Genomic DNA, 21,086 nt, shown 5'->3' with positions numbered 1-21,086 from the left:
CTGGTTTTGGCGTCAGTGCACACGCTCCTGATGGGTGTCCTGAGCGTGTTACCAGCGCTGGCGGGGCCAAGTGGTTTTTCGATTGCGAGCGCTGATCCTCCCGGGGCCATCTTCTCTGATTCGTTTGAACGCGATGCTAGGCCGGCGTTGTCTGCTAGCCGGCTTGAGGTCTCAGAGGAGCAGCCTGTAACCATCAGCTGGACCGTCGAAAATTTTCTGCCGGGTCGATCCTTTTGTGTCGCAGCCGGAGATGAGCGGTTTGTTTCTGCATTTGAAGACAACCCAACCGCTGGCGAGATTAGGCTTCAGTTATTTGTGGCGTCCGAGTTTTTCATTGACTGTCTCAACGATTTCGATTCGATCACCGTGGACATCAGGACTTTTAGCACCCCTGATGGGTTTGTTCCGCCTCCCCCGTTTTGTGGGCCGGAACCGGCCGGCCGAGCGACACTTTTCGATATTGAGAAAGGTTTCGTAACTAACCCTCCGGATGGACTGTCGAAACGAAACTTTCGAGAGGTCTGGGGGCTTTGGCCGGGCGCAGGGCCGGCTACGATCAAAGTCCCCAGGTTTGGCTACGTCGCGATTCCTTTTTATCCAAATCTGGCACCTGGCTCGATTTGGGGTTTGAGCTGGAATCGCGGCTTTAATAGTGGAATGGGCGCGCAAGTTTCGTTGAGCCGATGTCCCGGGGACTTCAGTCTGCTTGGGACCAACGATCCCGATTGCCAGGTCTCGGGTCGAGTCGAAGGCGGTAACCTCATTGCCGTAGTTGCCGAGGACAGCCAGTGCTTAATTCTTGGTGATTCGGGGCCGTATTACTTGAATATCAGGCATGCCGATTCCTTTGGTGCTAATACCTGTGACTCAGCCTCCTGTCGTTTTTACGGGCGACCCAGGCGCTTGAATTAGCCCTCGCTCAGCGTTATCAGGTAGTGAGAAACTGGCGCGCTACCTTTGGGTTATGGCGCCCGAAGACCACCTTCTTGAAGTCCACAAGATCCTCCACATGATTAGCGACCGTGGGCAGCTGGTTCGGCTGCAGGATCAGTTGCTTGCGCTGACGATGAACTGCGCGCACTGGATTTGCACGCTGGAACCCGACGCAGTGCGGGAGGGCTTGACCGCGGGGCACCTGGCGGTCACGAAGCGTGAGCGCGCCGCCGCACAAAGAGAGCTGCTGGGAAGCCAGTCTCTGGTGATGCTCGACATCTCCTTGTCGGTCAAACTGGAACCCGATGGGGGTTCGGTCACCGGCGCGGTTTGCCTGTCGCACCCTCATGTCGACGTCAGTCAATTTGTCGGGCACCTGGTTGCGATGTCAAAGCCGAAGTCTTGAGCCGCTGCAATTGAAGGCGAGCCGAAGGCCCGGCTGTACATAGACGACCGCTGTCGATCGGGCAAACTACGAGGGCAACACATCGGCAGACGGAAGATCCATGAATCTGAAACCCATCAACTTTCAGGATAAGTTTTCCCAATTCGACGAGCTTTGGTCACCCAAAGTCATCGCTGAAATGAACGATTACCAGTTTAAGGTCGCGAAGGTGGAAGGAGAGTTTGTCTGGCACAGTCATCCGGACACCGACGAGGTGTTTATGGTTCTGGGTGGCCAGCTGGATATCGAGTTTCGAGACGGACGGGTCTCGCTCGCCCAGGGAGAGATGTTTGTGGTCCCCAAAGGCGTTGAGCATAAGCCCGTTGCAACCGAACGTTGCCAGATTCTGCTGATCGAACCCAGAGGTGTCGTCAATACCGGCGCTGTCGAAGGAGACCTGACAGCGCCCAACGACGTCTGGCTGTAGCACCCATTCCTATTCCCTGATGTCGGGTTTTTCTCTCCGGCCACGTAGCTGTTGTTAAAGCAAGGCCTGGTCGCCAGGCCGAGCGAGCAATGGACGACTTCTGGAGAAAGGGACTATGAGAATTCTGCTCACTATTTTGCTGCTGGCGATCGCCGCGCCGGGCCAGGCGCAGCTGAGCGTTGATACGTTTACCACGCCGATGATGGCGGTGACCGAAGACGAGGCGGATGGGTTTCTGCCGGCGCCAGAGACCATCACGGGCAATCGGCTGTTCGGCGTCGACGACGCTGCTTCAAGCGGCAGCATCAACAACGGCATGACCTGCACCCTGCCGGCCGATGACGGCGGATGCATCCTTTTCTATGACTTCACGACGCCCTTCGACATTACACAGGGCGGCACGCTCGGCACGATGGAGTTTGTCGTTGAATCACTGACAGGTGAGATATCGCTGGCTCTATCGGTGGTGGATGCCGAAACGGGGGTCACGGCAAATGGCGTGATCGACGGTTTACGCGTGGGCGTTAATCGCCTGCCGCTGGGAGACCTGCTCGCCTTTGGCGGCACCTTTGATCCGACGCGTGTGGATGGCTTCACAGTGGCGTTTGTGAATCTGGTTGCGTCCAGCCGCGTGACCCTCAGCGAAATCCGGCTGGTTGGCGGCGGCGGCACCCCGGTGTCGCTGGATGCCTCCAGTTCTTCTACGTTTTTTGACCCGTCGCGAGACGGGGAGGGCATTCAGTTTGTGCTGCTGCCCGACGGGCAGACCGTGGTCCTGACCTGGTACACCTATCAGAACGGCGAGCAGCTCTGGCTGATCGGTTCAGGCCCGATTATCGGTGGTACCGCGGTGCTCGAGATGGTTCGCACCGAAGGCGCACAGTTCGGAACCGCGTTCCTGCCCGCCGATGTGGTGCGATCCTCCTGGGGAGTCGTGGAGTTCTCGGTGCTTGACTGCAATCGGGTGTCGCTGCAGGCAACGCCAAGCGAGGCCGGCTTTGTGCCCGTAAACCTGTCGATGACGCGCGTGGTACCGGCCGACTGCAGCATCCTATCGGCATCCTCGCCGCCAATCGACGCGGAGCTTGGCTTTGATTTTTCCGGCACGTATTTTGATCCGCTGCGCGACGGCGAGGGATTTCAGATCTCGATCGAGGAGGACGGCAGAACGTTGGTCGCGACCTGGTATACCTACCTCAATGGGTCACCGGTTTGGCTGATTGGCGCGGGGACCCTGTCCGGATCGCAAGTGGAGCTGGAAATGACCATTACCAGCGGCGCCAGCTACGGTCCGGACTTCCGCGCGGAGGACGTGTTGCGTCAGGTATGGGGCACCGTTCGCCTCAGCTTTCTCGACTGCAATACGCTCGAAGTTGACGCCTCACCGGTGCTGCCCGGGTATGAGGCGATTCGGCTGTTGCTCCAGAAGATCCTGCCGGCGCAGTGTCAGTGACGAGCGTTTTGGCCTGCTAAATATCGATTGAATTTCAGAAAAGGCGCGCTATCATTTAGGGAGATAAGCCTTACGAACCAGCAATGCCTAACAAATCACTCTTGATGCTGCTGCTCACCATGATTCCGGGGTTTTTACCTGCACAGCCGGCTGCCGAAATGCCAGGCTGCAACTGCAGAGATCCCGAAGCGACGTTCATCCGGTCACAGATGCCAGGAACGTATCCCTACTTTCAGGGAACGCACCACTTCAAGAAAGGATTCATCAAAACAGCGGTAGAGGAGTGGCAGGCAGCGGCGAAGTGGGGCGACAAGCGGTCACAGCAGCTGGTTGGCCTGATGTATTTGGAAGGCAAAGGTGTTGAAAAAGACTGGGCCCAGGCTCATGCCTGGCTGACGCTGGCCGCCTCGCGCGGGCGCCCGAGCGCGGTATCAGACAAAAATCGGCTTTGGGGCGCCATGACTGCCCAGGAGAAGGCACAGGCCGTCGAGAGGTTTGAGTCACTGACAGAAACTTACGGCGATGACGTGGTTTCTGAGCGTCTGTTCGCCTGGTATCGCCGCGAGTTTCGCGGTCCAACCCCCAACGTTGTTTATTCCCCCGGCAACGCGGGCGTCCCGGTAATCAACTTCCGCGAGAAGCTTGAGGAGACGCTGATGGGCGAAGCCTTCCCCGATTACGACGTCCTGTATCGCGATTTCCGGGTGTTGGAGGCTGAGGAAGCCGCCGAGGCTCCACCCGCATCTCCCTGACACCTGTTTCACCTAACATCGCTTGATCTGAAGGTTGCCCCGCAGCCTTGCGTTTCCCGCTCGCGTTTGTTCAAATTCGGATATCCGTTTTCCCGTATATGATCTAAATCGCCAATTCTAATGCTTGCTGACGTCGACGTATTCAAAGCCTGCTCCGACATCACGCGCCTGCGCCTGCTGTTTCTCCTACGCGAGCGAGAGCTGTGCGTGTGCGAGCTGGTGGCGGTGCTTGGCATGCCTCAGGGCAAGATCTCTCGGCATTTGGCGACGCTTCGCCAGGCTGGGCTGGTCGACACACGACGGGAAGGTGCCTGGATCTATTACCGACTCGTTGCCGCGAACGGCACGGCCGCCAAACACGTGCTGGCCTACCTCTCGGAAAGCCACGGCGCAGCGCAGGTTGAGCAGGACAGGTGCAGGCTTAAGACCTTGGCCGCCCAAGGCGAGATCTGTGTGCCAAACCCCGCGCCCGTGCTGCCAGCTGAAATCACCTGACATCAACCTAATCCCCATCCTTTACTGGAGGAAATCCGAATGAAACGTTTCCTGGCGGCCCTCGCCGGTCTTATCCTGGTTCAAACCGTTGCGACGGCGGATACCGGCTTCTTCCCGGCTATCGACAGCTATGTCGCCACGTCTCTCGAGCAGGTCGACGAGATCCCCGCTGACCGAAAGCGGCAGCTCAAGAAGATTGCGCTATACATCCAAACCCGGGTTAAGTCGGACCTTCCGGTCAACCTGACCTACATCTGCACGCATAACTCTCGCCGCAGCCACATGTCTCAGCTCTGGGCTCAAACGGCTGCCGAATATTACGGCGTGCCGGCGGTGAAAACGTTTTCGGGTGGCACCGAGGCAACCGCGTTTAACCCGCGGGCGGTGGCTGCGCTAAAGCGCGCAGGTTTCCAGATTGAGCAGGGGCCCGAGGTTTCGAATCCGATCTATCAGGTGCGAAGCGGGCAGGCCAAGGAGCCGATGACGGCCTTCTCGAAGAAGTACATGCACGAGAGCAACCCGCAAAGCGACTATTGCGCTGTCATGACGTGCTCGGACGCCGACAAAAATTGTCCGACGGTTGAGGGAGCCTCCTTTCGTGTCGCTATTCCTTACGAGGATCCGAAAGCGTTTGATGGAACCGAGCGCGAAGCGGCCGCCTACGACGAGCGTTGTCGACAGATCAGTCGCGAGATGCTCTGGCTGTTTTCCCAGGTGAACGTGTAAGACCGTGATCACGCGCGCCACGATTGTTGCCGCTGCATTCCTGCTGCCAGGCGCCGCGCTGGCGCAGGGTGGCGTGGGCGCGCTGAACGGCTGGATTGAATCGCAGCTTGCTGCCAGCGGCAGCAGCTTGACGGCATTCGGCTTGCTGTTTCTCGGCGGCCTAGCTGCAAGCTTGCTGCCCTGCGTTTACCCGCTGTACCCGGTGACAGTCAGCATTATCCAGGGCCGCAGCAGTGGCGCGCCGGGATGGTGGCATCCGGTCATTTACTACGTGGGTCTGGTGCTTACCTATGTCGGGTTCGGCGTCCTTGCCGCGCTGACCGGGGGAATGCTGAACCAGGTGATGACCTACGCGGCAACTAACCTGCTCATCGGCGTGATGTTTCTCATCCTCGCGCTGTCAGTGGTTGAGCTCTGGCATATACCGCTGTTTCAGCCGCGGGACGTCAAGGCCGGGCAGGGCGCGTTTGGCACGATGGTGCTGGGTATAAGCGCTGGACTTCTGTCGTCGGCGTGCGTTGGGCCGGTGGTGGTGGGGGTGCTGCTCGGCGTGGTCGCCAGCGCGGGCGAGGTTTCCCTGAGCACCGTCACCTCCGCATCCAGCAAGATGCTGTTTTTTGGCCTGGGTTTGGGGCTGCCGTTTCTGCTGCTGGGTGTGTTTGGCATGAAGCTGCCGAGTTCCGGCAAATGGATGCGGTACGTCCAATGGCTCCTCGCCACCCTGATCGTGTGGTTTGCCTGGCTTTATCTCGAGAAAGGGCTGGAGATTCTCGGCTTCAGCGAGCAGCAGATTGGACTGACCATCGCCGGCAGTGCGCTGATTTTGCTGGCGCTCTATCAATGGCAGGACGCTGAGCGGCTCCCGACCGAACGGGTCAAGAAAGCGATGATGGGTTTGGCAACGGTGGTTGGCGTGGCGATGCTGCTACGCGGCGTGGTGCCGCTCCCAACGATCGTGGCAACAGGTGGTGGACAGCTCGCGGCGGCGCCCGCCGACGGTGGACTGACTGAGGTCAAACACCACCTCACCTGGCATCTCGACGAGAGTGCGGCCTACGAACGGGCAGCGCTGCAGGGAAAAAACGTGTTTATCGACTTCTTTGGCAATTGGTGCACCAACTGCAAAGAGTTTGAGAAGCTGACCGGTTCGGACCTTGCGCTGAACGCGGCGCTCGACGGCGCGGTCCTGCTGAAGGTGTACGACACCAGCCCGACGTTTGCGAAATACCGGGACGACGCAAGGTTTCAGGAACTGAAGGTGGGCCTGCCATTTTTTGTGATCACCGACCCACTCGGCAACCTGCTGTACAAAACCACCGACTATCTGAAAACCGACGAGATGGCCTTGTTCCTCGAGCCTTAATCGCTCTTTCTTGGCGTTACTCCTGCCGTTCCATGGAGCAGGTGGGGATCATCGACACCGTGATCAGCCCGACGGCGACAAGGGCGGCGGTTCCCAGACGCGCTGCCATGGAGTCCAGCGCAAACACAATCGAGCTCGTCCCTACGATCGCCATCACGGTAAACGCTGCGGCCTTGGCGCGGCGCGGTATACATCGATCTCTTTCCCAGGCCACGATCAGCGGCCCGAACGTCTGGTTTCGCAGCAGCCAGGCGTGCCAGCGCTCTGACGACCGCGCAAAGCAGGCGGCCGCCAGAATCAGGAACGGGGTGGTTGGCAGAACGGGCAGCACAACGCCAACCATCGCGATACCAACAAACGTAAACCCCAGCCCAAGAAACAGCCACCGCGGATAGCGTGACGGCTTTGGGTTTTCGCGTTTGTGCTTAACGTCACGGGGCGAGTCCACGGCGCACCTCTGGGTCGATTGCCTAAGGCATCCAAAGAACTCGCCTATTGTGTGGCATTTGGGGCTAGCCACTCCACCCCGGTCGGGCGAAATTTTCGCTGATTATTCCAGCAGTGCCTCACACAACACGATGTTGTCCTCGGCGACACGAGAGATCGGAATTTCACCGGTCAAGTTCAGGTCCGGGATGGTATAGCTCACGGAACCCAAGCCGCAAGATTCGAAACGCACGGTCATCGTGCCCGCAGCCTCGGTAACCGGTACGGGTTCACTGCTGTCGAACCGGCCGTCACGGCTGACAAAGATATCGAGCGTTGCTTCGTTTCCTGAGAAGGGTCCTTGAGCCGTCAGCCATCGACTGCCGGCGTCTCCCAAGGTGGCCGCGTCGGGATTGTCGGGAGCCGTTGTGTCGTAGGTAAACCACGCGAGAAACAGCAGCGGAATGTCGGGGTAGACAACAATAAAGAAGCCCTGGCCTGGCGTTTCCGTATTGAACCAAGCGTCATTGAAACCTGCGTTGATGGTTGGCCCCTGGCCGGCCAACACCTCGTTGGTGGACAGCGAGTTGTGGCCAAAACCAAACTCTGAGGATCCGCCGGTGACAAAAACCCGGCCTGCTAAAACGCTCGCCCGCAATCCCCAGCGTGCGGTTGGCAAGGGCTCCGCGCCACTCCATTCCCCGGTAGCGGGGTCAAACCGCTCAACGGCGTCGACCAATGATTGGCCATCGGCTCCGCCGATGGCGATCAGCGTATTGCCAGTCGACGCCGCGGCGAGCTCGCCGCGACGTGTGGGCATTGGAGCGAGGATTGTCCAGGTTCCCGTCTGTGTATCGAACATCTCGTTGGCTGGCGTATCAGAGGCCAACACGCCCGCCGTCCCGCCGCCGACGTAAAAGATGCGTTCACCAATCGCGCTGGCGGCAAGGGATGCTCGCGCGGTCGGCATGGCTGGCGCGCTTGTCCAGGTGTCGCTGGCTGGGTCATAGATCTCCAGGGCATCGAAGACCTGGCTGGCCGTATTGCCGGTGGCGGCTCCGCCGGCTACGTAGACCAGATCGTTGACAACCGCCGCCGCGCCAACCGCGCGGGCGGTTGGCATGCTGCTCAGCGTTGTCCAGGTGTCGGTCACCGGATCATAGCGTTCGGTCAGTGCAACGGCGGGAGCGCCGGGGACCTCCGCACCCCCGAACAGGTAACAGAAGCCATTGACCTCAGCCACCATCATGCCGAGCCTGGGATTCGGCATGGGTTGCCTGGCCGTCCAGGTGTCTTCGTTGGGATCGTAGGCCTCAACTGAGTCGATGCCACTTCCTCCGCCGGCATTCTGCCCGCCAAACGCGATGATCAACCCCCCGGCGGCACAGGTGCTGTGGAATACTCTTGAGTCGTTCAGGTCACTGGCCGTCTCCCAGGTCTCAGAAGCTGACACGAATGGTAAAGAGAGTCCGCAAAAGCACAGCAGGCTGGCGGTCAACGTCATTGGTGTTGAGCGTTTTTTTGGTCTGTTCATCCCGTCCTCCAATGCTGCTGCTGATTTCAGATAAGCTCGAACCTAACGGACGGTAGGCCGTTTAGTCCTGAAAGAAAGCTGAAAGGCGCCACAGCATCCGTGGCAGAAGGTTTGCTATGAGGCAGCGATCACGACCTGTGTCTGACCAGCATCCGGCGGGCCCGTCGCAAACGGGAAGCGGTGCGGGCGGCGAGTATCAGATTCTGCTCGACGGTGGGCAGCTGGTGGTCAATGGTGCTGTCCGTCGGCTAAGGCCCAAGTCTCTGGCCGTTGCGACCTATCTGATCCAGAACGCCGGGACGATTGTGGGCCGGGAGCAGCTGGCGCGATCGGTTTGGCCCGACCAGCCCGTTTCAGACGACTCGATCAATCGAGCATCAGCGATATTCGTCGGGCACTGTCGGGCTGCGGTAAACGGGTGCTGACGACGGTGCCCAAAAAGGGGTACGTCATGAGCGCCGCAGCGTGTGCTGACGACTCCGCCATGCTGCAGAGACCGGCTCTGATGGTCATACCCTTTGCAACCCAGGCAGACGATAAGTCCTTAGCGTTTGTAGGACGGGCTCTGGCAGCCGAGCTCATCCACACGCTCTCGACTCTCAGATGGCTTCGTGTGATCGCACGTGAAACATCATTTCGCGCGCAGGTTGTCGACAATAGCCAGGCGGCCGCGCGCCAGCTGGGCGTCGCTTACCTGCTATCGGGGCAGTGCTACTTGGCGGGAGGGCGAGTCCGGATTTACGCAGAGCTGTGGTGTCCCGAAACCGCGAGCGTTCTGTGGGGCGGGCGCTACGAAGGCGAGTCGGCTGGTCTGCAGGAGATGATCGACCGCACCGCAGGTTCGATTACCACGGCGCTCGACAGCCAGATCCCACGGCTTGAAAGCCGTGTTCGCCGGCGCCAGATGGTTGAGTCGCTCGATGCATGGGGTTGCTATCACCGGGCCTTTGATTTGATGCATCGATTCACTCGTGAGGATAACGCTCAAGCGGCTCAGCTGCTCGCGAGGAGTATCGCGCTGGCGCCTGACTTCTGTCGGGCTCACGCGGCGCTTTCGTTTACTCACTCTCAGAACGCGTTTATGGGCTATACGTCTGATCAGAAGACAGCACTCAATCAAGCAAAGCGATTCGGTGAGCGGAGCGTCGAGCTGGACGAACAGGACCCGTACGCGCACTTTACGGTGGGCCGGGTCTACTGGTTTTCTGGGGATGTTGCTGGCAGCAGCCCGCATCTGGAACAGGCGCTCGCGCTGTGCCCCAGTTTTGCGCAGGGATACTATGCCCGGGCGCTGGTGAAGGCGCTGCTGGATGACGGCAGGCGCGCCGCGCAAGATGGCATGAGGGCCGCCGGTCTCAGTCCCCTGGACCCCATGCGGTGGGCCATGCACGGCGCAGCGTCTCTGGGATACCTGATCATGGGAGAGTATGAAAGAGCGCTGGCGGTTTCCGAGTCAGCCGCTAACGAGCCTGCCGCCCACCAATTTATGCACGCCATTGCTTTTGTGGCGTCTGACTCCGTAGGCGATCGTTCTCGCAAACAGCATTGGCGGGAACGTATGCAGTCCAACGAGGTTCCAATGACGGCCGAACGCTTCTTGTCCCGATTTCCTTTTCGAGGTTCAGGAATCCGAAGTCGCGTGCAGCAAGCGTTTCAATAAGAACCGCAAGTTGGCCATCCTCATGGCCCAGGCGGTTCAGTCGCAGCGGTAGTCGCGCTCTCCAGGGGCGACGTTTTCCAGCGGCTGGCACCGGTCGGGAAAGCCGCGTTCCCGCCAGTAGTTTGGCAGGCCGATGTCTTCGAACATGGCATAGCGGGCCGACGATTGCAGGAAGTCTTGGTGAAAGGTTTGCCAAACGACAAACTGGCCAAACACTTCGAGCTGATCCCACTGCCGCAGAAAATAGAGCATGATCGGCGGCGAACTTCGACGCGCGTTATTAGGATCCCGCATAGCCATTTCCATGAAGTACTGATATGCCATGTCGAAGTCAGACTGCTTCGCCGGCGGGTCGCTAAACATGAGGTCAGCAAATCGATCCATATCGAAGTCGTCAGCAGGCATCAGCTCCATAAGCTGCCGGGCGTCTTGCGCGCGCCCCCGAGAAAACAGCGTCGCCGCTACCGTAAAAACGTGGAGTGACGTTACCCGGTTGGGTGCTAGTTCCAGTCCCGTCTGCAGGCTTTGGTGCAGCCTGCCTGCCCGGGCCTCAGAAATCATCAGAAAAGACCGGCATAAAATCCGGGTGGGGTCGATATCCAGACACCGTCGAAAATCGGCGTTGGCTTCGTCGTTGTAACCCGCATCCATCAAATACTGCCCCCGGAAATTGTAGAGAGCAGGGTTTTCTGGATCATTTGTGACGGCCTTTGTGAGCATGTCCTCGCGGGCGGCGCAGTACACCCCGACAGGCTCGCAGGCATAGACTGCCAGCACGGAGTAGGGTGACCCAAGGCTAGGATTGAGCTCGAGGGCTCGTTCGGCGGATGCCTTCGCAAGCGCATAGTAGGGGCGGTCCTCAAAACCCCAGCCCGGCATGATGGTATAGGCATTGCTGAGCGCCGCGTGGGCTCTGGCAAACGTTGGGTCGTCTTTGACCGACTGCTCGAACAGTGCCAGCATTTTCTCGAAAACCGGTGCGTCCCGAGTAAGGAAAATCTCGTGGGCTTCGAGGTAGGCCTCATAAGCGCTTAGGCTGTTTGTTTCGGTGGCTACCTGAATACTTTCTTTGTCTAAGTCGGGCAGCACACCTCGCCTCGCGAGCGCCGCTACCGTCTCGCGCGCAATGTCTTCCTGCAGCTGAAACAACTTTTCGGCGCTAAGGGTCCGATCGAAGGTTTCTGAGTAGAGATGATTATCCTCAAGGGCGTCGATTAGCTGGACGGTAATCCGGACCGTGTCACCGGCTTTTCTTACCGAGCCCTCCATAACGTGCCGGACGCCTAGCTCCTCGGCCATGGTTTTGATCCCCATCTCCGGGCGATCGCGCAAAGCAAAAGCAGAGGTGCGTGAAGCAACCTTTAGCCCGTCGACCCGGGCCAGCACGTTGAGGATCTCCTCAGCCAAGCCGTCAGCGAAGTAGCCCTGATCGGCGTCTGCCGACAGATCCGCAAATGCCAGGACGGCAATCGACGCTGGCTGTGGAGCCGATCGGGTGGACGGCGCGCGGCTAGGCCCCGGACCAGACGTTGAAGGCTGTACCCGCGAGGCCGAGACGTCCCGATCCGCCGTTGACTGCTGCTTCCCAAAATAAAAACCGAGCCCGCCCAGCGTCAGCAAAAGGATCGCAAAAACCGGCAGCCTGCTGCCTTTTGGCGCAGCCGATGCCGGTGGGGTTGAGTTCGCGAAGCCGCCATTTTGGTTTGGCTTGCTTGCTTCGCTGACGTCGAGGGCGCCCGCCAACTCGCTCAACAGGGCGTTGCTCTTGTCGCCGCCCCAGCTTGAGAGATCGAGCGCGTGGTACTGCCGATAGCCTAACGGTGGGGTACTACCATCCAGCGTGACCGCCACGAGTTTATCAGCGCGTGCCGCTTCGTCAGCCTCGTCCTTGACCCAGCGCGACTGCAGCGCTTGTTCCGACCAGCATACGAGGACTGCGCGAGCCTGCGTCAGCTCGCGCTCGATTTGCGCAGAGAAGTCCGCTCCAGGGGTTAGACCTCGGTCCCACCATACCGAGAATCCACGCTCCGCCAGAGCGCTGGCCAGCCGCTCGGCCTGAGGGCGGTCAGCGCGAGCGTAGGAAATAAAAACGTCAGCCAAGTCAGTCCTTTCGTGCTGTCCTTAGATCAAGCTACAGTGTAGTGGTGTGACGGAGGAGTGCCAGATGTAAAGGCTAAAAAATCTTTGACATCAGGCGTTGGCGTGGGCGGCACCGATGGCTGTTCGAAGCTGCTGACGGAAGCGACGGCTGACGGGAACCCGAGCGCTGGAGCGCAGCAGCAGCTCGCCGTCTCCTGAATCGAAGACCGACATCTCCGCGATGCGGTCGGCATTCACAATTGCCTGCCGGTGGACGCGAATGAAGCCCTGAGGCTGGAGCCGCTCGGCGATCTGGGTCATGGTGCCTCGTAACGGGTAGATACGCTGGTCAACGTGAAGGTTCACATAGTTGCCGGCGCTTTCAATCCATTCGATGTCTTCGGTGCGTACCAGAAACTCCCGACCGAGCTTTTTCACCAGGAAGCGATCAACCGGTGGCGCTGCAGGCTCCGGGGCCTCGTCGGCGTCGAGGAAACCGGCCTCACCCTGCAGCCGCAGGATGATGAAGCGGTAGAGGTACACCAGCGCGATGATCAAAAAGTAAGTTCGGAAGTCTTTCAGGTACTCGTAGCCGAACTCCGCCAGAACGTTATCCCAGCCGTAGCTACCCTTGAGGATCAGCGGGTAAAGCACTTTGCGGCCGGCATACATCAACGCGACATGCACAACGGAGAACACAACGGTGAATGCCAGATGGGCGGGCACGCTGCGTCGCCAGGTGGCCATCCGGAGCGGAAATCGGGCATCGAACCACAGCACCAGCGGGATGGCTGCCAGGAGCGCCAGATGGCTCGTACCCTCGAGAATCCACGCAGTGGGTGCCGCCAGACCGATATCGTTCCGCGCGTAGTCCACAATCTCGGTAGCCACGTTCGAAATACACCCGATGGCGGTCACCGTGATGAACATCGTGGTCTCAAACAGGCGGCGGCGTTTGAGGTAGGCCTGCAGCGTCATGGGTCAAGCATACCTGCTGCGACAATTGCGCCACCACCACTCATCCCCGCTGGCCCACCATTGATCACAAGCTGCTCTCAATCAGTCACTTAGCGGAGGCGAACGACACCGGCAAAGAGCATTGTCGACACACTAGGACTCAGCAGGAATTGTGATGAACGATAAGGTATTGCCCCGCCGCTATGACGTTGACGCCCTTCGGGTGATCGCTTTTGGGCTGCTGATTCTCTACCACTGCGGCATGTTTTACGTGGAGGGCTGGGGTTGGCACATCAAGTCGGCCTACACCGCCGAGTGGCTGACCGAACCGATGCGCTTTCTGAACCAGTGGCGGATGTCGCTGCTGTTTGTCATCTCTGGGCTGGCGGTTTCGTTTGTGTACGGTCGCTACTCGGGCAGGACGCTAGCCAGACGCCGTCTCTGGCGGCTGGGGCTCCCGCTGCTGTTCGGCATGATGGTGGTGGTGGCGCCGCAGCACTACTACGAGGCGCTCGGCAAAAGCCTCATCGAGCCTGGCTTCTGGAGCTTTTACCTGAAATACCTCTACTTCTACGATTTTCCAGGCGAGGCCTGGGGCGGTGAGAATTCGCTGAAGTGGACGTGGAACCATCTGTGGTATCTGCCTTACGTGCTTTTCTACACGCTGCTGGCCGTTGCATTAGGCGGGCTGCTGCGCGGCAGCGGGGTGGACAAAGCGTTCCAACGCCTGCGCGGGGTTTGGCTGGTGGTTATCCCGGTGTTGCCGCTAATGGTTTATGGCAACCTCGTGTTTCCCCACTTCCCTGGGGTCAACCATACGCTGGTAGCTGACGGCTACGGGCACGTCATGTTCGGCACGCTGTTTTTCTACGGTTTTCTGATCGGCCGTGATCCCGCCTGGTGGAATGCGCTGGCGAACCAGCGGAAAACGCTGCTAGCGATTGCGGTGGGTGCTTACGCAGCACTGCGAACGCAGGAGTGGTGGGTGCCGGAGAACCCGTCCTGGGCGATTGAACAGCTCAGCTTCCTGTCGGTCTACGTCAATCGTTGGACCTGGATACTCGTGCTGATGGCTTTTGCCTACCGCTACCTGAACCAGACTCGGCGATGGATTGCCTACGGCACCGCCGCGGTTTTTCCCTGGTACGTCCTTCATCAGACGCTGACCGTAGTGCTCGGCGGCGAGCTCGCCCGCTTCGAGCTAGGGCCAGTCGTTGAGCCTGCACTCGTGCTGGGTGGAACGGTTATCGGTTGCTGGGCGCTCTATGAGCTGGCGATCCGCCGCGTTACCTGGCTGCGACCCCTGTTTGGCGCACCCATCATCGCCAGCCTAGATTCGCGTTCCGAACCAGGTCACCAGCAGGAAAAATAGATACCAGCTGATGCTGCCAACCGTGATGATGGTGAACCGAGCGGTGCTCGAGTAGGGACGCAGGTAGGTCCCGTTGGATGAGACGAGAAGCGCGATGAAGAACGCAGCATAGCTGAGGGCCTTGATGGCGAAGTGGTCACCAAGAGTCTTATCCAGCGCCACCGAGATTGTGGTCAACACCAGCGTAACGCCCAGCATCAAGCCGGCGCTTCGCAGGCTCTCGCCTCGGGAAAACTCGCTGCTGGCACAGCGCGCAGCTTTGATCATGATAGATGCTCCTTGGGTTTGGGGGGCGCGAGGCACGTTCCGGGGGTTGAACCACGCGTCCGCGGCGCCGGCCAGCAGGTCGGCGAGCGTTCGCAGGCGGAAGGGTTCGCTCGCTAGGTGCTCGGCCAGCTCCGCGCCATAGCGCTGGCGCCAGGACGCCGGGTAAAGCCACAGGGTCCACCTCATGCCGGCTGTAGCCGATTCAATCCGACGCGCGTTACGCGGGCCATGGCGTCGAGGCGTGCCTTGAGGGCTGCGCTTCCCGCCGCCGTCAGCTCGTAGGTGCAGCGATTGCCTTCCGTGCTTTGTGGCTGGATGAAACCCCGGGTTTCCAGCCGGCTGATGGCGCCGTAAAGGGTACCGGGTCCCGGCCGGTGGCCGGTGAGCTGCTCAATATCATCGGTGATGGCATACCCGTGCCTGGGCTGATCTGCCAGGCTGACCAAAATCATCACGGCCGGTTCTGTGAAGCGGCCAAAGGCATCGAGGTTGTCGGGTTTCGGGCTCATCGCAACTACTACGTTTTGCGATATATTACGTAAAACGTACTATTACGTCAAACGGACTAATGATCCTCACGGCTCGCTAATTGCCGGCCGGCGGTATTTCTCGCCATTGACCGGGGGCGAGGCCTCCAATGCTCCAGGGTCCGATGCTGCGGCGAATGAGGCGAAGGGTGGGGTGACCGACCGCTGCCGTCATGCGCCTGACCTGACGGTTTTTACCTTCGGTCAGCGTCAGCTCGAGCCAAACGTCTTGCACTGTCTTTCGCTGGCGAACCGGCGGATCGCGCCGCCACAGCTGTGCCGGCTCATCGATACGCTGGACCTGCGCCGGTCGGGTTTTGCCGTCCTTTAGCTCAACCCCACGCCGCAACTGTTCCAGAGCGTCTTTTGAGGGCTCTCGCTCAACCAATACCCAATAGGTTTTAGGTTTCTTGAATCGCGGCGAACTGATTCGGGCCTGCAGGCCGCCATCGTCGGTGAGGAGCAGGAGGCCTTCGGAGTCTTTGTCCAGTCGGCCTGCGGGATATACGCGAGGCACATCGATAAAATCTGCAAGCGAAGGCGATTCGCCGGAGAACTGGCAGACCACGCCGAAAGGTTTGTTAAAGGCGATCAGCATAGACTGCCGCAACTGCCTGCAAAGAGGCTAATTGAGCAGGCCGTCGGAACCCATGCGGCGGCTGATGGCGGAGGTCAACTCTCCGGCCGTATTCGTGAGCTGTGGGTTACGCGTCTCGGTCCGCATGCGCCAGACAACCCGACCTTCATCGGTTTCAAACAGGCTGGTTTCGACGAAGAGATAGACCCGGGTTTCGGTCGTGGCCGGACGTTCAATTCGGTCCACGTCGGTAACCCAGTAACGGCCAAAGCGTCCGCGAAACCCGTAGACCTCATATTCGGTGTAGCCAGCACGCTCGATTTCCTCTCGTTCCATGCCGGACACCTGGGTGACCAGCACCTGATCGAAGGATTGCTCGCGGACATATTTCTCTACTTTCTCACGGCCGGGATTGCCGCGAAGTTCCCGAATCGAATCTCGGGCGACAGCGTTGGCTCCTCGTTCGCTCAATATTGCCGCCAGTTCAACCTCGAACTGAGCTCGCCGCGGTTCGTTCTCGCCGACAGCAATGACCAAAACCTTCCCCAGGGAGATGGATTGAAACTCGGGGTTCGTCCAGGATTCGCGGATCTGCGTCGAAGAGCATGCGCTGAGAACAATGCCACTAAACAATATGGTGAGGCCGTGACGCCAATATCGTTGCATGAGACTTCCCCCTGGGTTTCGGAATTGCCCTAATGATACGCCCGGCACTCCCATTCCCCAACGGTTTGCCCCGACCAAGGTCTAATGCTTTGCGTGTAGGGGCGGCGTAGGATTAAGCGCTACACTCGGCGGATCGATTACGGTTACAGGCGGGAAGCGACATGCGAGAGGTTTATCTGATTGGCATCGGCCAGATCCCGGTCAGCAAGGGCAGGGAAATGCGTGGCCGCTACATGGCCCGCGAAGCGATCACGGCCGCGCTGGAAAGCGCGACCGTTGAGCCGGTAGACGTCAGTGCCTTATTTGTCGGCAACATGATGGCGGGCATGCTAGCCCAGCAGCAGCAGCTGGGTCCGCTGTTCGCAGACATCTCCGGCTTTCGGGGCGTTGAGTCGATGACGCTCGAGGCGGCATGTGGCTCAGGTGCGGCAGCGGCTCGCGTTGGCTATAGCGCAATCGCTGGCGGCCTTCATGACTTGGTGGTGGTCTGCGGACTCGAGCGAATGACGCAGGCGCCGCGGGAGCAAATCACCGCGGCGCTGGCAACGGCCGCAGACTGGGAATTGGAAGGTGTACACGGTGAGTCGTTTATCTCGCTGAATGCTCGGCTCATGGCGATGTATATGGAAAAACATGCCGTGACGCCTGAGCAGTTTGCGCCGTTTGCCGTGACCGCCCACAGCAACGCGATGAACAACCCCAACGCGCTGCTCCACAAACCGATCGACGTCGAGGCCTACCTGGGCTCAAAGATGCTCTCGGAACCCGTCAAGCTGATGGATGCGCCGCCCACCTGTGACGGCTGCGCCGCCGTGGTGCTGGCGACCCGAGACGTGGCGGACGCCGCGCGGCGGAGCGGCGCTCCCGTCGTCAGGGTGCTTGCCTCGGCGGTAGGCACCGACTCGCTGGCCATTGACCGTCGCGATAATCCGCTGACCCTTGCTGGTGCGGAAACTTCGAGCCGCAAAGCCTACGAGCAGGCCGGCATATCGTCAGACGCGATCGACATCTTCGAGCTGCACGATGCCTATACGGTCATTACCGCTCTGAGTCTGGAGGCGGCGGGTTTCGCCAAGCCAGGTGAGGGCGTGCGCCTCGGGGAAGAGGGTGTTACCGCCATCGACGGGCGGCTCCCCATCGCCACCATGGGTGGCCTTAAGGCTCGGGGTCACCCCGTTGGCGCTACCGGCATTTATCAGCTGGTGGAGACCACCCTACAGCTGACCGGGAGTGTCGGCGCCAACCAGGTCAAAGACCCCAAGATCGCCATGGTTCAAAACATCGGAGGCACCGGCGCAACCGTGGTGACCCATATCCTGGCGGTCTAGGAACCTTAAGCTCCGAACGAATGCCTGCATGACGGATTTCTATTGGACCCTGTTTGCCGCCATCCATTAGGGTCTCAGAGATTTTTCAAGCTAGGTGGCACCCATGGATTCCAAACAAACCCGCAAGCTTCAGGATACTCAGCCGGCGGACCCGATGAGACGGACCGTTGTAGGCGGACTGGTCGGCGCGCTGGGGCTCGCAGCCTGTTCACAAGGCGACCAGGCCAATGCTCAGGAGGGAGGCACCAAAGGGGAGAAAAAGGAAAAGGTCTTCAATGCCTACAACCGGACCAAAACCTTCAGCAACGGTGAAATGGACGACGGTACACCCTGGACGGCCACACAGACCGGCAACTTCGATATCGAAGATCCCAGGCAGAACAAGCTCGCGGTGCTCAAGCTGACCAACAACCTGGTTGGTTCGCGTACCTATGTTCCCATGCTGACTCGCCAGCTGATTGCTCGGGAGGATCTACCCGGCGGCCTGCTGCTTGGCGCGGCTTCGATGTTTACCTGGCAGCTCCAGGTTCCCGATCCCGAGGAGTTTGGCGAACTACCCGAGGGTACCGCTCTGATGCGGTCGATGTTTACCTCCGTGTATCTGGATCCCCACACCATGGAGCCAGTGAAGAACATGAAGAATCCGTTTAACGGCAAATCCATGGAGCTCGAGGACTACATATTTGTCGAAAACTTCCTATCTTTTCCCATGGGTGGGTCACGGTTCGTCGAAGAGCGGCAGTTCTCCGACGATGATCCCAACGAACCGAAGCCGCGCCTGATTAAAAAATGGGGCGACCAGCTGGTCCTCTTTTCGGGCGGTATCTACAGCAAGCCCGGCAAACATCAGCCGCGCTTTACGGAGAACACCTGGCGCGCGCCCTACGCCGAGGTCATGGATCCGGACGTGAGTCTCATCAACACCGGCTACAACTTCATGGGGGTGAACAAGGCCTTCGAGAAGCCGTGGGCGGGTTACGTTGAGAGTGACACCGACTCGCTGATGAGCCTTGCGACCGGGCAAAAGGTCCACAGCCCGGAAGATCTGCCAGACTTCCACAAGCGGCTGATCGCCGAAAAGTATCCGGATCGTCTATAGGAGCGCGGAGCGTTGAACCGGGGGGCTGATTCAGCCCCCTTTTTTTGCCTGGACCTTGCCGGCAAAGGCTAGCACGTCGGCATTGAATTCGTCGGGGGCGTGAAAGTTCACCATGCTGCCCAGTCCCGGATAGCTCTTCAGCTCAGCCTGCTCAAAAAGAGCGGTGGCTTGTGTCAGGTCGCCTGACGTAAAGGAGTTGTGTTGGTCTCCAGCAAGGAAGAGCATCGGAATATCCAGCTCCGACACCAGATCGGTGTTGTCCAGCGGACGGTCGCGCATGAAACGGCGGACGTGGTGCGGCACCAGGATCGCTGAGGTCCGCAGGAGCTCCATGTCTGCTGGCGGCAGCACCGTATCTTTGCCCATGAAGTCGATGAACCCGCTGGTCCATTCAAGGATCGTCGGCAGATTGACCGACCGCGAACGCTCGATACGCGCCTCGTATTCCGGCGTCGGCGGGGCCGGCGGTGGTTGAGGCAGGAGGCCGACAGCACTGCTGCTGAAGATGACGCCGGCGATTTTGTCGCTGCCGTAGTGACGCAGATAGTCCAGAGCAAACAGTCCGCCGGCCGACCACGTCACGATCACGGCGTTGGATAGCCCGGACGCCTCGATGGCCGCGGCGACGTCGTCGGCAAACAGCTGGGTGCTGGCGTAAGCTTTGCTTTCCCAGGGTTTCCCTGACGAGCCATGCCCCCGGACGTCGACCGCAACAAGCTTGTGGGTTTGCGCGAGGCTGGACTCAAGCTGCTTGGTCCAATTCAGCGTGCTGGACATGTAGCCGTGGATGAACAGCAGCGCCGGGCCGTCCGGGTTTCCGCCGACGGTGACGGCGATGGGTACGCCGTCGCTGCTGGGCGTCAGGAATGACAGAAAGTCTGCTTCCGCCCCGGCCCTGCCTGCCGCCACCGACAAGCCGACGGCCAGGCCGAACACCCAACTGAGAAAACCGCTCCTCACACTAAATCCGGTCGGGGTATTTCTTCAGGATGTGGTCGGCAACCAGGCTGGGGATCTGCTCCGGATCGTGGAGCTTGGAGCCTTTCACGTTCCACAGCAGCTGGGCGCCGTCGTCCTTGCCGATGCCGATCCAGGGGCGCTCCCAGGCGCGCATCAGGCCGGCGAAGTTGTAGTCGGTGCGGTTGAGCTGCTTGTCCGGATTTCTGAAGTCGGCATAGTTGGTGGTCCAGACGGAGGAATCCATGCGTGGCTGGTTGGGTCCTTCGTTCTGGAAAATACCCGCAAGGTAAATCGAGATCTCATCGCCCCAGATCACGTGAGGGTTGAGCGACTTGCGCTTGGTGCTCATGAATTCCGGTCGGTCAACGCTTTCGTGTCCCCCCTTGGGCTTGAGCACGTAGGTTTCGGCAAACACCGAGTCTTTCACCTCGACCTCTTTGCCGGTGTAGTGGTTTGTCACGGAATTCACCGGCTTGTAGGTGAAGGGGTCGAGAATCATCCCGGTAAACAGGGCGCGCTGAACGATCGACCCCGGCTCGGCATCGGGAAACTCCTCGGGGTCTGGCTCCTGGAGCTGCCACGTCCACAACCCGATATGGCCATGCAGCGGCGCGCCAGGCTTGCCCTGAGGCCCCAGCAGTACGCGCGAGAACATGGCGACGTACGTTTTTTCGCCGATCAGGTTGTTGGTGATTTTCATCGACGCCATGCGGTTGCCAACCGGGTCGTCGAAGTCGAAGTTGTGGTCCCCCTCGTACACCCACGGTTTGCCGTTCAGGGCCTCCTGCGAAAAGGACCGGTTGCTGAGTCCGGATTGCGCCTGCTGCGCGCTTGCCTCACGCGGTGCAGCCAGCCCGGAGCCGACCAGCCCCGCGGCAACCACTGACCCCATGCCCTTGAGCAGCGTGCGACGCTCGATCCCCGGCAGATCGTTGACTTCCTCAACAGTGGTGTTCTTTGTGTCGCTCATGGCGCACTCCTGTAGTGACGGGTTGTTTCGAGAAAGACCAGGGAGTGGCCCTGGCCTTTCTCTGCTAATG

General features: G+C 59.8%; 23 protein-coding genes. 13 read left to right on the top strand and 10 right to left on the bottom strand.

All coding sequences use genetic code 11. The features are described 5' to 3' along the window. Nucleotides 1-15: 15 nt before the first annotated feature. The 8 genes from AAF358_12735 to AAF358_12700 all read left to right on the top strand — a co-directional run bounded on the left by AAF358_12735 (nt 16) and on the right by AAF358_12700 (nt 6,594). Nucleotides 16-912 carry a hypothetical protein gene (locus AAF358_12735; protein ID MEM7706418.1) on the top strand — a complete coding sequence of 299 codons (897 nt, stop codon included), beginning with the start codon at nt 16-18 and terminating at the stop codon, nt 910-912. A 97-nt stretch (nt 913-1,009) separates the two neighbouring features. Continuing rightward, nucleotides 1,010-1,339 carry a hypothetical protein gene (locus tag AAF358_12730; GenBank protein ID MEM7706417.1) on the top strand — a complete coding sequence of 110 codons (330 nt, stop codon included), beginning with the start codon at nt 1,010-1,012 and terminating at the stop codon, nt 1,337-1,339. 100 nt (nt 1,340-1,439) lie between these two features. Continuing rightward, nucleotides 1,440-1,805 (top strand): cupin domain-containing protein, encoded by a 366-nt coding sequence (locus AAF358_12725; GenBank protein MEM7706416.1) that lies wholly within the window; start codon nt 1,440-1,442, stop codon nt 1,803-1,805. A 115-nt stretch (nt 1,806-1,920) separates the two neighbouring features. Further along, nucleotides 1,921-3,258, top strand: a complete 1,338-nt coding sequence (locus AAF358_12720) for a hypothetical protein (protein MEM7706415.1) — start codon at nt 1,921-1,923, stop codon at nt 3,256-3,258. A gap of 83 nt (nt 3,259-3,341) precedes the next feature. After that, nucleotides 3,342-4,010 (top strand): hypothetical protein, encoded by a 669-nt coding sequence (locus tag AAF358_12715; protein ID MEM7706414.1) that lies wholly within the window; start codon nt 3,342-3,344, stop codon nt 4,008-4,010. A gap of 120 nt (nt 4,011-4,130) precedes the next feature. Then, nucleotides 4,131-4,505 carry a metalloregulator ArsR/SmtB family transcription factor gene (locus AAF358_12710; protein MEM7706413.1) on the top strand — a complete coding sequence of 125 codons (375 nt, stop codon included), beginning with the start codon at nt 4,131-4,133 and terminating at the stop codon, nt 4,503-4,505. 39 nt (nt 4,506-4,544) lie between these two features. After that, nucleotides 4,545-5,231, top strand: a complete 687-nt coding sequence (locus AAF358_12705) for a protein-tyrosine-phosphatase (protein MEM7706412.1) — start codon at nt 4,545-4,547, stop codon at nt 5,229-5,231. 4 nt (nt 5,232-5,235) lie between these two features. After that, nucleotides 5,236-6,594, top strand: a complete 1,359-nt coding sequence (locus tag AAF358_12700; GenBank protein MEM7706411.1) for a cytochrome c biogenesis protein CcdA — start codon at nt 5,236-5,238, stop codon at nt 6,592-6,594. 16 nt (nt 6,595-6,610) lie between these two features. On the opposite strand, the gene AAF358_12695 is transcribed toward AAF358_12700, so the two are convergent. Together AAF358_12695 and AAF358_12690 are read right to left on the bottom strand one after the other, a co-directional pair. Further along, nucleotides 6,611-7,042 carry a YbaN family protein gene (locus AAF358_12695; GenBank protein MEM7706410.1) on the bottom strand — a complete coding sequence of 144 codons (432 nt, stop codon included), beginning with the start codon at nt 7,040-7,042 and terminating at the stop codon, nt 6,611-6,613. A 102-nt stretch (nt 7,043-7,144) separates the two neighbouring features. Continuing rightward, nucleotides 7,145-8,473, bottom strand: a complete 1,329-nt coding sequence (locus AAF358_12690) for a kelch repeat-containing protein (GenBank protein ID MEM7706409.1) — start codon at nt 8,471-8,473, stop codon at nt 7,145-7,147. 218 nt (nt 8,474-8,691) lie between these two features. Between AAF358_12690 and AAF358_12685 the strand changes: the two genes are divergently transcribed. Together AAF358_12685 and AAF358_12680 are read left to right on the top strand one after the other, a co-directional pair. Then, on the top strand, nt 8,692-8,979 hold the full coding sequence (locus AAF358_12685) for a helix-turn-helix domain-containing protein (protein MEM7706408.1): 288 nt from the start codon (nt 8,692-8,694) through the stop codon (nt 8,977-8,979). A 26-nt stretch (nt 8,980-9,005) separates the two neighbouring features. Next, the gene (locus AAF358_12680; GenBank protein ID MEM7706407.1) at nt 9,006-10,214 is read left to right on the top strand and encodes a transcriptional regulator; all 1,209 of its coding nucleotides are present in this window, start codon (nt 9,006-9,008) and stop codon (nt 10,212-10,214) included. A gap of 36 nt (nt 10,215-10,250) precedes the next feature. Here AAF358_12680 and AAF358_12675 read toward each other — a convergent pair whose 3' ends face one another. After that, nucleotides 10,251-12,314 (bottom strand): TIR domain-containing protein, encoded by a 2,064-nt coding sequence (locus AAF358_12675; GenBank protein ID MEM7706406.1) that lies wholly within the window; start codon nt 12,312-12,314, stop codon nt 10,251-10,253. Between the two features lie 90 nt (nt 12,315-12,404). Continuing rightward, entirely contained in the window at nt 12,405-13,271 is an 867-nt protein-coding gene (locus tag AAF358_12670) for a LytTR family DNA-binding domain-containing protein (protein ID MEM7706405.1), read from the bottom strand. Between the two features lie 154 nt (nt 13,272-13,425). On the opposite strand from AAF358_12670, the gene AAF358_12665 reads away from it, so the two are divergent. Next, a complete protein-coding gene (locus AAF358_12665) occupies nt 13,426-14,622 on the top strand; it encodes an acyltransferase family protein (protein MEM7706404.1) in 1,197 nt (398 codons plus the stop codon). On the opposite strand, the gene AAF358_12660 is transcribed toward AAF358_12665, so the two are convergent. The 4 genes from AAF358_12660 to AAF358_12645 all read right to left on the bottom strand — a co-directional run bounded on the left by AAF358_12660 (nt 14,581) and on the right by AAF358_12645 (nt 16,659). Further along, nucleotides 14,581-15,075 (bottom strand): hypothetical protein, encoded by a 495-nt coding sequence (locus AAF358_12660; protein ID MEM7706403.1) that lies wholly within the window; start codon nt 15,073-15,075, stop codon nt 14,581-14,583. The genes AAF358_12665 and AAF358_12660 overlap by 42 nt on opposite strands. Further along, nucleotides 15,072-15,398, bottom strand: a complete 327-nt coding sequence (locus AAF358_12655) for a PadR family transcriptional regulator (protein ID MEM7706402.1) — start codon at nt 15,396-15,398, stop codon at nt 15,072-15,074. Before AAF358_12655 ends, AAF358_12660 begins: the two co-directional genes overlap by 4 nt. A 76-nt stretch (nt 15,399-15,474) precedes the next feature. After that, nucleotides 15,475-16,014 (bottom strand): pseudouridine synthase, encoded by a 540-nt coding sequence (locus AAF358_12650; protein ID MEM7706401.1) that lies wholly within the window; start codon nt 16,012-16,014, stop codon nt 15,475-15,477. Between the two features lie 27 nt (nt 16,015-16,041). Then, nucleotides 16,042-16,659 (bottom strand): hypothetical protein, encoded by a 618-nt coding sequence (locus AAF358_12645; protein MEM7706400.1) that lies wholly within the window; start codon nt 16,657-16,659, stop codon nt 16,042-16,044. A 161-nt stretch (nt 16,660-16,820) separates the two neighbouring features. Between AAF358_12645 and AAF358_12640 the strand changes: the two genes are divergently transcribed. Next, nucleotides 16,821-17,987 (top strand): thiolase domain-containing protein, encoded by a 1,167-nt coding sequence (locus tag AAF358_12640; GenBank protein ID MEM7706399.1) that lies wholly within the window; start codon nt 16,821-16,823, stop codon nt 17,985-17,987. A gap of 103 nt (nt 17,988-18,090) precedes the next feature. Beyond that, nucleotides 18,091-19,086: a hypothetical protein gene (locus AAF358_12635; GenBank protein ID MEM7706398.1), complete on the top strand. Its 996-nt coding sequence runs from the start codon at nt 18,091-18,093 to the stop codon at nt 19,084-19,086. Nucleotides 19,087-19,116: 30 nt separating this feature from the next. Here AAF358_12635 and AAF358_12630 read toward each other — a convergent pair whose 3' ends face one another. Both AAF358_12630 and AAF358_12625 read right to left on the bottom strand, forming a co-directional pair. Beyond that, a complete protein-coding gene (locus AAF358_12630; protein ID MEM7706397.1) occupies nt 19,117-20,046 on the bottom strand; it encodes an alpha/beta hydrolase in 930 nt (309 codons plus the stop codon). 1 nt (nt 20,047) lies between these two features. Next, entirely contained in the window at nt 20,048-21,016 is a 969-nt protein-coding gene (locus tag AAF358_12625; protein MEM7706396.1) for a hypothetical protein, read from the bottom strand. Nucleotides 21,017-21,086: the final 70 nt, after the last annotated feature.

This window comes from Pseudomonadota bacterium (genome assembly GCA_039033415.1).
Classification (GTDB): domain Bacteria; phylum Pseudomonadota; class Gammaproteobacteria; order Xanthomonadales; family SZUA-38; genus JANQOZ01.
The sequence above is the reverse complement of the archived record's forward strand: the minus strand, read 5'-3'. Positions and strand labels throughout refer to the sequence as shown.

What these genes read in the sequence shown, in the direction of transcription:
- AAF358_12730 (MEM7706417.1), top strand. Translation starts at nt 1,010, where the DNA reads ATGATTAGCGACCGTGGGCAGCTGGTTCGGCTGCAGGATCAGTTGCTT.
- AAF358_12725 (MEM7706416.1), top strand. Translation starts at nt 1,440, where the DNA reads ATGAATCTGAAACCCATCAACTTTCAGGATAAGTTTTCCCAATTCGAC.
- AAF358_12720 (MEM7706415.1), top strand. Translation starts at nt 1,921, where the DNA reads ATGAGAATTCTGCTCACTATTTTGCTGCTGGCGATCGCCGCGCCGGGC.
- AAF358_12715 (MEM7706414.1), top strand. Translation starts at nt 3,342, where the DNA reads ATGCCTAACAAATCACTCTTGATGCTGCTGCTCACCATGATTCCGGGG.
- AAF358_12710 (MEM7706413.1), top strand. Translation starts at nt 4,131, where the DNA reads ATGCTTGCTGACGTCGACGTATTCAAAGCCTGCTCCGACATCACGCGC.
- AAF358_12705 (MEM7706412.1), top strand. Translation starts at nt 4,545, where the DNA reads ATGAAACGTTTCCTGGCGGCCCTCGCCGGTCTTATCCTGGTTCAAACC.
- AAF358_12680 (MEM7706407.1), top strand. Translation starts at nt 9,006, where the DNA reads ATGAGCGCCGCAGCGTGTGCTGACGACTCCGCCATGCTGCAGAGACCG.
- AAF358_12670 (MEM7706405.1), bottom strand. Translation starts at nt 13,271, where the DNA reads ATGACGCTGCAGGCCTACCTCAAACGCCGCCGCCTGTTTGAGACCACG.
- AAF358_12665 (MEM7706404.1), top strand. Translation starts at nt 13,426, where the DNA reads ATGAACGATAAGGTATTGCCCCGCCGCTATGACGTTGACGCCCTTCGG.
- AAF358_12660 (MEM7706403.1), bottom strand. Translation starts at nt 15,075, where the DNA reads ATGAGGTGGACCCTGTGGCTTTACCCGGCGTCCTGGCGCCAGCGCTAT.
- AAF358_12655 (MEM7706402.1), bottom strand. Translation starts at nt 15,398, where the DNA reads ATGAGCCCGAAACCCGACAACCTCGATGCCTTTGGCCGCTTCACAGAA.
- AAF358_12650 (MEM7706401.1), bottom strand. Translation starts at nt 16,014, where the DNA reads ATGCTGATCGCCTTTAACAAACCTTTCGGCGTGGTCTGCCAGTTCTCC.
- AAF358_12645 (MEM7706400.1), bottom strand. Translation starts at nt 16,659, where the DNA reads ATGCAACGATATTGGCGTCACGGCCTCACCATATTGTTTAGTGGCATT.
- AAF358_12640 (MEM7706399.1), top strand. Translation starts at nt 16,821, where the DNA reads ATGCGAGAGGTTTATCTGATTGGCATCGGCCAGATCCCGGTCAGCAAG.
- AAF358_12635 (MEM7706398.1), top strand. Translation starts at nt 18,091, where the DNA reads ATGGATTCCAAACAAACCCGCAAGCTTCAGGATACTCAGCCGGCGGAC.
- AAF358_12625 (MEM7706396.1), bottom strand. Translation starts at nt 21,016, where the DNA reads ATGAGCGACACAAAGAACACCACTGTTGAGGAAGTCAACGATCTGCCG.